At 62.4% G+C, this 8,652-nt stretch carries 9 protein-coding genes and 1 pseudogene; 8 read left to right on the top strand and 2 right to left on the bottom strand.

The genetic code is table 11. The features are described from left to right. The 7 genes and pseudogenes from MXC11_RS07625 to hemN all read left to right on the top strand — a co-directional run. Positions 1-138, top strand: a pseudogene (locus MXC11_RS07625) (cytochrome C oxidase Cbb3); the annotation flags it as partial. 125 nt (positions 139-263) lie between these two features. Continuing rightward, the gene (ccoG, locus tag MXC11_RS07620) at positions 264-1,679 is read left to right on the top strand and encodes a cytochrome c oxidase accessory protein CcoG (RefSeq protein ID WP_250007240.1); all 1,416 of its coding nucleotides are present in this window, start codon (positions 264-266) and stop codon (positions 1,677-1,679) included. A gap of 12 nt (positions 1,680-1,691) precedes the next feature. Then, positions 1,692-2,198 carry a FixH family protein gene (locus MXC11_RS07615; RefSeq protein ID WP_250007238.1) on the top strand — a complete coding sequence of 169 codons (507 nt, stop codon included), beginning with the start codon at positions 1,692-1,694 and terminating at the stop codon, positions 2,196-2,198. Between the two features lie 11 nt (positions 2,199-2,209). After that, positions 2,210-4,654, top strand: coding sequence for a heavy metal translocating P-type ATPase (locus MXC11_RS07610; protein ID WP_250007236.1), 2,445 nt, complete (start codon positions 2,210-2,212; stop codon positions 4,652-4,654). Positions 4,655-4,677: 23 nt separating this feature from the next. Further along, the gene (gene ccoS / locus MXC11_RS07605; RefSeq protein WP_250007234.1) at positions 4,678-4,923 is read left to right on the top strand and encodes a cbb3-type cytochrome oxidase assembly protein CcoS; all 246 of its coding nucleotides are present in this window, start codon (positions 4,678-4,680) and stop codon (positions 4,921-4,923) included. Further along, positions 4,916-5,599: a sulfite exporter TauE/SafE family protein gene (locus MXC11_RS07600; RefSeq protein WP_250007232.1), complete on the top strand. Its 684-nt coding sequence runs from the start codon at positions 4,916-4,918 to the stop codon at positions 5,597-5,599. Before ccoS ends, MXC11_RS07600 begins: the two co-directional genes overlap by 8 nt. Before the next feature lie 89 nt (positions 5,600-5,688). After that, positions 5,689-7,071, top strand: a complete 1,383-nt coding sequence (gene hemN, locus MXC11_RS07595; protein ID WP_250007230.1) for an oxygen-independent coproporphyrinogen III oxidase — start codon at positions 5,689-5,691, stop codon at positions 7,069-7,071. Between the two features lie 11 nt (positions 7,072-7,082). On the opposite strand, the gene MXC11_RS07590 is transcribed toward hemN, so the two are convergent. Beyond that, positions 7,083-7,445, bottom strand: coding sequence for a type II toxin-antitoxin system PemK/MazF family toxin (locus tag MXC11_RS07590; protein ID WP_250007228.1), 363 nt, complete (start codon positions 7,443-7,445; stop codon positions 7,083-7,085). After that, positions 7,445-7,705 carry an AbrB/MazE/SpoVT family DNA-binding domain-containing protein gene (locus tag MXC11_RS07585; RefSeq protein ID WP_250007226.1) on the bottom strand — a complete coding sequence of 87 codons (261 nt, stop codon included), beginning with the start codon at positions 7,703-7,705 and terminating at the stop codon, positions 7,445-7,447. Before MXC11_RS07585 ends, MXC11_RS07590 begins: the two co-directional genes overlap by 1 nt. 194 nt (positions 7,706-7,899) lie before the next feature. Between MXC11_RS07585 and fnr the strand changes: the two genes are divergently transcribed. Next, entirely contained in the window at positions 7,900-8,643 is a 744-nt protein-coding gene (fnr, locus tag MXC11_RS07580; RefSeq protein ID WP_250007224.1) for a fumarate/nitrate reduction transcriptional regulator Fnr, read from the top strand. Positions 8,644-8,652: the final 9 nt, after the last annotated feature.

The raw sequence follows: 8,652 nt of genomic DNA, 5'->3' as shown, positions 1-8,652 counted from the left end.
TTCGCCCAGGTTCAGCAGACCCTGCGTCACGGCCGTGCCGGCGTGATGCCGGCACAGCAGAACCTGCTCGGCGAAGACAAGGTTCACCTGCTGGCCGCCTACGTGTACAGCCTGTCGCAGAAGCCTGCACAGGAGTGATGGGCAGCCCGGCGCGACCACCGGTCGCACCCGCCGGGCTACCTCATCGGGCGTACCATGGCGCCACCGGTGAAAGGGCCCCGGTCTTCGGACCGGGGCACAACCCCAAGCGATGGTAGAGCACGATGAGCGACAAGATACCTGTCCAGGACATAACCCCTCCTCCCGCCAAGAAAGGCGACGGCGTCGATCTCTACGCCAAGCGTGAGATGATCTACACCAAGGCCTTTACCGGCCTGTTCCGCAATATTCGTCTGATCAGTGGTGCCGGTCTGCTGCTGCTGTTCTTCGGCAGCGCCTGGATCAACTGGGGCGGTCGCCAAGCCATCTGGTGGAACCTGCCCGAGCGCAAGTTTTATATCTTTGGTGCAACCTTCTGGCCGCAGGACTTCATGCTTCTGTCTTGGCTGCTGATCATCTGCGCGTTTGGCCTGTTCTTCGTTACCGTATTTGCCGGGCGTGTCTGGTGCGGTTACACCTGCCCGCAGAGCGTGTGGACCTGGATGTTCATGTGGGCGGAAAAGGTCACCGAGGGTGATCGCAACCAGCGCATGAAGCTCGACAAGCAGCCGATGAGCGCCGCCAAACTCAGCCGCAAAGCGGCCAAGCACGCCATCTGGCTATTGCTGGCTGCCGCAACAGCCCTGACCTTCGTCGGTTACTTCACCCCGATTCGCCAGCTGACCATCGACTTGTTCACCTTCAATATTGATGGCTGGGCACTGTTCTGGTTTGGCTTCCTCACCCTCGCCACCTATGGCAACGCTGGCTGGATGCGCGAACAGGTCTGCATCCACATGTGCCCCTACTCGCGCTTCCAAAGCGTGATGTTCGACAAGGACACCCTGATCGTTTCCTACGATACCGCTCGTGGTGAGCCGCGCGGCCAGCGCAAGAAAGACGCTGACCTCAAGGCAGAAAACCTGGGCGACTGCATCGACTGCAAGATGTGCGTGCATGTCTGCCCGACCGGCATCGACATCCGTGATGGCCTGCAGATCGCCTGTATCGGCTGCGCGGCCTGTATCGATGCCTGCGACAGCATCATGGAGAAGATGAACTACCCCAAAGGACTGGTTCGCTACACCACTGAACACAATCTCAGCGGCCAGCAGACTCATCTGGCTCGCCCGCGCCTGATCGGTTACGCGATTGCCCTGCTGGTCATGGTCAGCGCCTTTACGGTTGCCCTGGTGCAGCGTCCGCTGGCCGAGCTGGACGTGATCAAGGACCGGGTCCTGTTCCGTGAAAACGAAGAAGGCCGCATCGAGAACGTCTACACCCTGAAGATCATGAACAAGGACCAGCGCGACCACGTCTACACCATCGCGGTGGAAGGTCTCGATGGCCTGATCTTTGAAGGGCGCCGTGAAGTCCGTGCCGTCGCGGGCGAAATCCTCTCGGTGCCGGTGGAGCTGTCCATCGATCCACAAGAACTGCCTTCCAGCACCAACGAGATCCTCTTTACAATCCAGGCGGCTGATCTGCCCGGTAAAACCTTCGACGCTGAAAGCCGCTTCATCGGCCCAAGCGTCCGTTGACGAGAGCCCCGCATGCAACCGACCGAGACTTCTACCCGCTGGTACACGCAACCCTGGGCCTGGTTTGTGATCGCCATTCTTGGCAGTTCGGTGGTGCTGGGCACTGCCCTGCTGGTGATCGCGATCAACAACCCGGTGGCGATGGTGGCCGACAACTATTACGACGTCGGCAAAGGCATCAACACCTCCCTGCAGCGTGAGCAGCTGGCGGAACGTCTCGGCATGCAGGCTGAGCTGGTACTTGACGAGGAGCGCGGCACCGCCGAGCTTCAACTGTCTGGTATCAGCCAGCCCGCCCAGCTGGTGCTTAACCTGATCTCGCCGACCCAGCCCGAGCGTGATCGTCGGGTCATTCTGCAACCGGTGGCAGGTCAGGCGGGCCTGTACAGCGGGCAGATGCAGGATGTCGTGCAGGGGCGTCGTTTTGTCGAGCTGATCGGTCAGGAAGGCGGTGAAGACTGGCGGCTGTATGAGGAGCGTATCCTCGAGGATCGCCGCCCGATCGAACTGGCGCCCTGAGCACCGCGTCGATGAGTGCCCTGCAACCCTGTTATCACTGCGGCCTGCCGGTTCCCGAAGGCAGTACTTTTCAGGCCGTCGTGCTGGGTGAATCCCGGGCCATGTGCTGCCCGGGCTGTCAGGTGGTGGCCGAGGCGATCGTCGCTGGTGGCCTGGAAAGCTACTACCGCCACCGCAGCGAAACCGCAGCCAACCCCGAAGCTCTTCCCCAGGTGCTCAGCGACGAGCTGGCCCTCTATGACCGCCCCGATGTGCAGCAGCAACTGGTCGAGCAACATGGCGAGACCCAGGAAACCGCCCTGCTCATCGAGGGCATCAGTTGTGCGGCCTGCGGCTGGCTGATCGAGCATCACCTGCGCAAGCTGCCTGGCGTGGTTCGCGCACAGCTCAACCTCTCCAATCATCGTCTGCAGGTCGAATGGCAAGGCAGTCAGCTGCCGCTCAGCCAGTTGCTGGCCGAATTGCGCCGCATCGGCTATGCCGCCCACCCCTACCAGCCCGATGCCGCCGCCGAGCGCATGCATCAGGAAAACCGCCGCACCATGCGCCAGCTGGGCGTTGCGGGGCTGCTGTGGATGCAGGTGATGATGGCCTCGATGGCCACCTGGCCTGAGTTCAACCTCGATCTCAGCCATAGCTTTGATGTGATCCTGCGCTGGACCAGCCTGATCCTCACCACCCCGATTGTGTTTTATTGCTGTGGCCCGTTCTTCCGCGGGGCATTGCGTGATCTGCGCACCCGGCATCTGACCATGGATGTCTCAGTCTCATTGGCGATCGGCGGTGCCTATCTGGCCGGGATCTGGTCCACGATCACCGGCAGCGGCGAGCTGTATTTCGATGCGGTGGGCATGTTTGCGCTGTTCCTGCTGGCCGGGCGCTATCTGGAGCGGCGCGCCCGCGAGCGCACCGCGCAGGTCACCGCCCAGCTGGTCAACCTGCTGCCAGCCTCCTGTCTGCGTCTGGATGCGCAGGGCAACAGCCAGCGCATTCTGCTCTCCGAGCTGCAGATCGGCGACCATGTGCTGGTCCCGCCGGGCGCGGTGATTCCGGCCGATGCGCGGATTATTGACGGGCATTCGAGCATCGATGAATCCCTGCTAACCGGCGAATACCTGCCGCAACCGCGCAGCCGTGGCCAGACGGTAACCGGCGGCACGCTGAACGTGGAAAGCCCGCTGACCCTGGAAATCGAGGCGCTGGGGGAGCAGACCCGCCTGTCCGCCATCGTGCGCCTGCTGGAACGCGCTCAGGCTGACAAACCGCGCCTGGCGGAACTGGCGGATCGGGTCTCGCAGTGGTTTCTGGTTATCGTGCTGCTGGTGGCCGCCGTCCTCGGGCTGGTCTGGTGGCAAATTGATAGTGAACGAGCCTTCTGGATCGTACTGGCCCTGCTGGTGGCTACCTGCCCCTGCGCGTTGTCGCTGGCCACGCCCACGGCGCTGACCACCGCCACCGGCAGCCTGCACGGCCTGGGCCTTTTGGTCACCCGCGGCCATGTGCTGGAGAGCCTCAATCATGTCGATACGCTGATTGTCGATAAGACCGGCACCCTGACAGAAGGCCGACTGGTATTGCGCGACGTACAGCCGCTGGGCGATCTGGACCAGGATCGCTGCCTGCGCCTGGCGGCGGCGCTGGAAAATCGCTCCGAACACCCGATTGCCCGGGCGTTTGGCCGCTCGCCGCTGGTCGCCGAAGCGGTGCGCAGTGAGCCGGGCAAGGGCCTTGAGGGCTGCATCAACGGCCAGACCTTGCGCATTGGCGAGGCCCACTTTGTCGCGGCACTCAGCGCCAGCCCGACCCCGACCATGCCGGAAGCCCCCGGACAATGGCTACTGCTCGGTGATGAGCAGCGGCCGCTGGCCTGGCTGCGCCTGGATGATCGCCTGCGTGATGATGCACGCACTCTGATCGATGCCGCCCGGCAACGGGGGTGGCAGGTGCTGCTGCTCTCAGGGGATCACTCGCCGATGGTCGAGAGCGTAGCCCGCGAGCTGGGCATCCCCGACGCGCGGGGCGGACTGACACCGGATGACAAGCTCAGTGTGCTGCGCGAGCTGCATCAGCAAGGCCGGCATGTGTTGATGCTGGGTGATGGCGTCAATGATGTCCCGGTACTGGCCGGCGCTGATATCAGCGTGGCGATGGGCAGCGCCACGGATCTGGCCAAGACCAGCGCCGATGCGGTGCTACTGAGCAATCGGCTGGACAGCCTGGTCGATGCCCTTGAAGTCGCCCGGCGTACCCGGCGCATCATCGTCGAGAACATCACCTGGGCCTGCCTGTATAACGGCCTGATCCTGCCCTTTGCGGCCATCGGCTGGGTAACCCCCGGCTGGGCAGCGGTTGGCATGTCGGCCAGCTCGCTGGTGGTGGTGATCAACGCCCTGCGCCTCAGCAGCCTGCCCGGCCAGCCTCAGCGTCCGGCACCTCAGCCGCTGGCTGCATCCTGACCCATATTGTCCTTGGAGGCTCGATGTCTGCACTTTATCTGCTGATTCCGGTTGCTGTGGTGGTGGTCGGCCTGGTGATCCTGCTGTTCTTCTGGGCGGTCAACAACGGGCAGTATGACGACCTGGACAGCCCGGCCCACAGCATCCTGTTTGACGAGGATGATCCCAAGCACACCGAGGGTATTCGCCAGGCGGATGCGGTCAGCGCGGCAGAAGCACCAAAGACGGCCGCAGATCACCCATCGCAACACGCCAAGCGCCATGACTGAACTGCTGCCCCTGCTGTTCTCGGCCACCGTACTCGGCCTGCTGGGTGGTGGGCACTGTATTGGCATGTGTGGCGGCTTGATGGGCGCCTTGACCCTGGCAATCCCCCCCGAACAGCGCCAGCGCCGCCTGCAACTGCTGCTGGCCTATAACGCTGGGCGCATCACCTCCTACACCCTGGCCGGCTTGCTGTTGGGCAGTCTCGGCTGGGCGCTGGCCAGCGGGCCATTGGCGGATGCCCTGCGGGTACTGGCCGCACTGCTGCTGATTGCCATGGGACTTTACCTGGCCGGCTGGTGGAGCGTGCTGACCCGTCTTGAGGGGCTGGGCCGGCATCTCTGGCGCCACCTTGAGCCGATCGCGCGCCAGTTATTGCCCGTGCGCAGCGCCGGTCGCGCACTGCTATTGGGGACACTGTGGGGCTGGCTGCCCTGCGGACTGGTCTACAGCACCCTGCTGTGGGCGGCGAGCCAAGGGGACGCGCTGGACAGCGCCCTGCTGATGCTGGCCTTCGGGATCGGTACGCTACCGGTGTTGCTGACCACCGGGCTGGCCGCAGAACGAATCACCGCCCTGTTGCGGCGCCGGGCGCTGCGCATCGGTAGCGGGTTGCTGGTGATCCTATTCGGGCTGTGGACGCTGCCCGGCCCCCATCAGCACTGGCTAGCCGGACACTGAGCCGCGGCCCGCGGTTGATACAGGTCAACACACGCGCCGGCATGGCTACCTAGACTGCCCCTCACAGTCTGCACACCGGGGCACTACCCATGCTTGACGCCATTCGCTGGGACACCGACCTGATCCGCCGCTATGATCTGGCCGGGCCGCGCTATACTTCCTACCCCACGGCCGTCCAACTGCACGAGGGCATTGGCCCCTTCGATCTGCTGCGGGCGGTGCGCGACAGCGCCCAGGCGCGCAAGCCACTCTCGCTGTATGTGCACCTGCCTTTCTGTGCACACGTCTGCTACTACTGCGCCTGCAACAAGGTCATCACCCGGGATCGCAGTCGCAGCGCGCCCTACCTCCACAGCCTGCGTCAGGAAATCCAGCGGATTGCCCACCACCTCGACCCGTCCCAGGTGGTCGAGCAGCTGCACTTTGGCGGGGGCACACCGACCTTCCTCAACCACGATGAACTGCGCCAGCTGATGCAGGACCTGCGGCAGCACTTCCACCTGCTGGACGATGATCGGGGCGATTACAGCATCGAGATCGACCCGCGCGAGGCTGACTGGGCCACCATGGGGTTGCTACGGGAAATCGGCTTCAATCGGGTCAGCCTCGGCGTGCAGGACATTGATCCTGCCGTGCAGCGCGCAGTCAACCGCTTGCAAAGCCTGGAAGAAACGCGCGCCATCGTCGATGCCGCCCATGCGCTGCAGTTCCGCTCGGTCAATATCGACCTGATCTACGGCTTGCCGCTGCAGACGCCAGAGAGTTTTGCCCGCACGGTCGAGGAAGTGATCGCGCTGCAACCGAATCGGCTCTCAGTATTCAACTACGCCCACCTGCCCGAGCGCTTCATGCCGCAGCGGCGCATCAACGAGGCGGATCTGCCCAGCGCCGGTGACAAGCTGGCCATGCTGCAGCGCACCATCGAGCAACTGACCCAGGCTGGCTATCGCTATATCGGCATGGACCACTTTGCCCTGCCCGATGACGAGCTGGCGATCGCTCAGGAAGACGGCAGCCTGCAACGCAACTTCCAGGGCTACACCACCCATGGTCACTGCGATCTGATCGGGCTGGGAGTGTCGGCCATCAGCCAGATCGGTGATCTGTACTGCCAGAACAGCAGTGACCTCAAGGACTATCAGCAGCGCCTCGACAGCGGCCAGCTGGCTACCCGACGCGGGCTGTACTGCAATGCCGATGACCGGATCCGCCGCGCGGTGATTCAGCAACTGATCTGCCACTGCACGCTCGACTTCGCGACGATCGAGCAGGCGTTCGCCATCGACTTTCGCCACTACTTCGCCGCACAGTGGCCGGGGCTGAAGGCCTTTGCCCGCGACGAATTGATTCATCTGGATGAGCAAGGCATCAAGGTCACTGGCGCCGGACGACTGCTGGTGCGCTCGGTGTGCATGCTGTTCGATCAGTATCTGGGCCAGCAAGGCACGCAGCGTTTTTCGCGGGTGATCTGAACCAGCGGAATTCACTCAATGAGCTTTTCGATAACCGAATCCGCGCCAATTAAGGGCAGGAGGCGAACGATCACCTCATCCATCACCCCGTTTTCAGCCTTCACCACAAAGACAGCTTTCCGCTCTCGCCATGACAGGGTCTGGATCAAACTGGCAGCGACCACTGAGGGCTTTTCAAGATTCCCCACAGGTACTTCAGTTGTGTGACCACGGATGCTGGTGCTGATTGGGCAACAGATCAGCAACCCCGTCTGCTTGTTGTATGTCTTTGAGGAAAGTACGAGAGCAGGTCGATATTTACCGATCTCCTTGCCTTTAACGGGCTCAAAATCCAGAAAGACAATATCGTTTCGATCAGGGATATAAAGAGACATCAGGCATCCAGCTCAGCGGGCAAAGGCAATGCCAACTCGTCCGCATGAGCGGTACCGGCATCTAGATCTTGCAGCAAATCAGCCTCAGAGAATGGCAATCGAACTTTGCGACTGCTGGGTTTCAGGGCACCAATTACAATCTTGCCTTCGAGTACTTCAATACTGACCGGGCTAGAGACATCCAGCTGTGCTTGCGCCAGAATTTTGCCAGGCAGACGGATTGCCGCACTGTTCCCCCAGCGCTTGATTTCGGTTTGCATACATACACCCCAAAGTATCTACGAATGTAGATACAGTATGACCCAACCACTCCTCCGTCAAGGCTGAACAGGTGCCATCTTTTGAACCACGCACGCGAGACAGGCCCCGAACCTACCGGCCAATGCAACTAGCAGACAAATACACCGACCTCGGCTAACCTTGCCGGCATTATTGCCGCACCAAGGAACGCCCCATGACCGCCGGTCCCGACCTCCAGAAGGCCCGCCCCCCGCAGCAGGCCCATTGCAAGGATTGCAGCCTCGCCTCGCTGTGCCTGCCGCTGTCACTGAACATGGAAGACATGAACGCGCTCGACGATATCGTCAAGCGCGGCCGTCCGTTGAAGAAGGGCGAATTTCTGTTCCATCAGGGTGATCGTTTTTCCTCGGTCTTTGCGGTGCGCTCCGGCACGCTGAAAACCTTCAGCGTCACCGACAGCGGCGATGAGCAGATCACCGGCTTCCACCTGCCCAGCGAGCTGGTGGGTATGTCGGGCATGGATACCGACAGCTACCCGGTATGCGCCCAGGCGCTGGAAACCACCTCGGTGTGCGAGATCCCCTTTGAGCGCCTGGACGATCTGTCGCTGCAATTGCCGCAACTGCGTCGTCAGCTGATGCGCCTGATGAGCCGCGAGATTCGTGATGACCAGCAGATGATGCTACTGCTGTCGAAGAAGACCGCCGATGAGCGCATTGCGACCTTCCTGATCAACCTGTCGGCACGCTTCCGTGCCCGCGGCTACTCGGCCAATCAGTTCCGCCTGGCCATGTCGCGCAACGAGCTGGGCAACTTCCTCGGGCTGGCGGTGGAAACCGTGTCGCGGGTCTTCACCCGTTTCCAGCAGAACGGCCTGCTGGAGGCCGATGGCAAGGAAGTGCGGATTCTCGACTCGGTCGAGCTGTGCGCCTTGGCCGGCGGGCGTTTCGATCAGTGACTTAGGCCG

The sequence above is a fragment of the Pseudomonas eutrophicaquae genome, from assembly GCF_023544715.1.
GTDB lineage: Bacteria > Pseudomonadota > Gammaproteobacteria > Pseudomonadales > Pseudomonadaceae > Geopseudomonas.
Note: the sequence above shows the minus strand (reverse complement) of the source record. Positions and strands in the feature narration are given on the sequence as shown.

Excerpts from the sequence above, each read along its gene's own strand:
- ccoG (WP_250007240.1), top strand. The coding sequence starts at position 264 with ATGAGCGACAAGATACCTGTCCAGGACATAACCCCTCCTCCCGCCAAG.
- MXC11_RS07615 (WP_250007238.1), top strand. The coding sequence starts at position 1,692 with ATGCAACCGACCGAGACTTCTACCCGCTGGTACACGCAACCCTGGGCC.
- MXC11_RS07610 (WP_250007236.1), top strand. The coding sequence starts at position 2,210 with ATGAGTGCCCTGCAACCCTGTTATCACTGCGGCCTGCCGGTTCCCGAA.
- ccoS (WP_250007234.1), top strand. The coding sequence starts at position 4,678 with ATGTCTGCACTTTATCTGCTGATTCCGGTTGCTGTGGTGGTGGTCGGC.
- MXC11_RS07600 (WP_250007232.1), top strand. The coding sequence starts at position 4,916 with ATGACTGAACTGCTGCCCCTGCTGTTCTCGGCCACCGTACTCGGCCTG.
- hemN (WP_250007230.1), top strand. The coding sequence starts at position 5,689 with ATGCTTGACGCCATTCGCTGGGACACCGACCTGATCCGCCGCTATGAT.
- MXC11_RS07590 (WP_250007228.1), bottom strand. The coding sequence starts at position 7,445 with ATGTCTCTTTATATCCCTGATCGAAACGATATTGTCTTTCTGGATTTT.
- MXC11_RS07585 (WP_250007226.1), bottom strand. The coding sequence starts at position 7,705 with ATGCAAACCGAAATCAAGCGCTGGGGGAACAGTGCGGCAATCCGTCTG.
- fnr (WP_250007224.1), top strand. The coding sequence starts at position 7,900 with ATGACCGCCGGTCCCGACCTCCAGAAGGCCCGCCCCCCGCAGCAGGCC.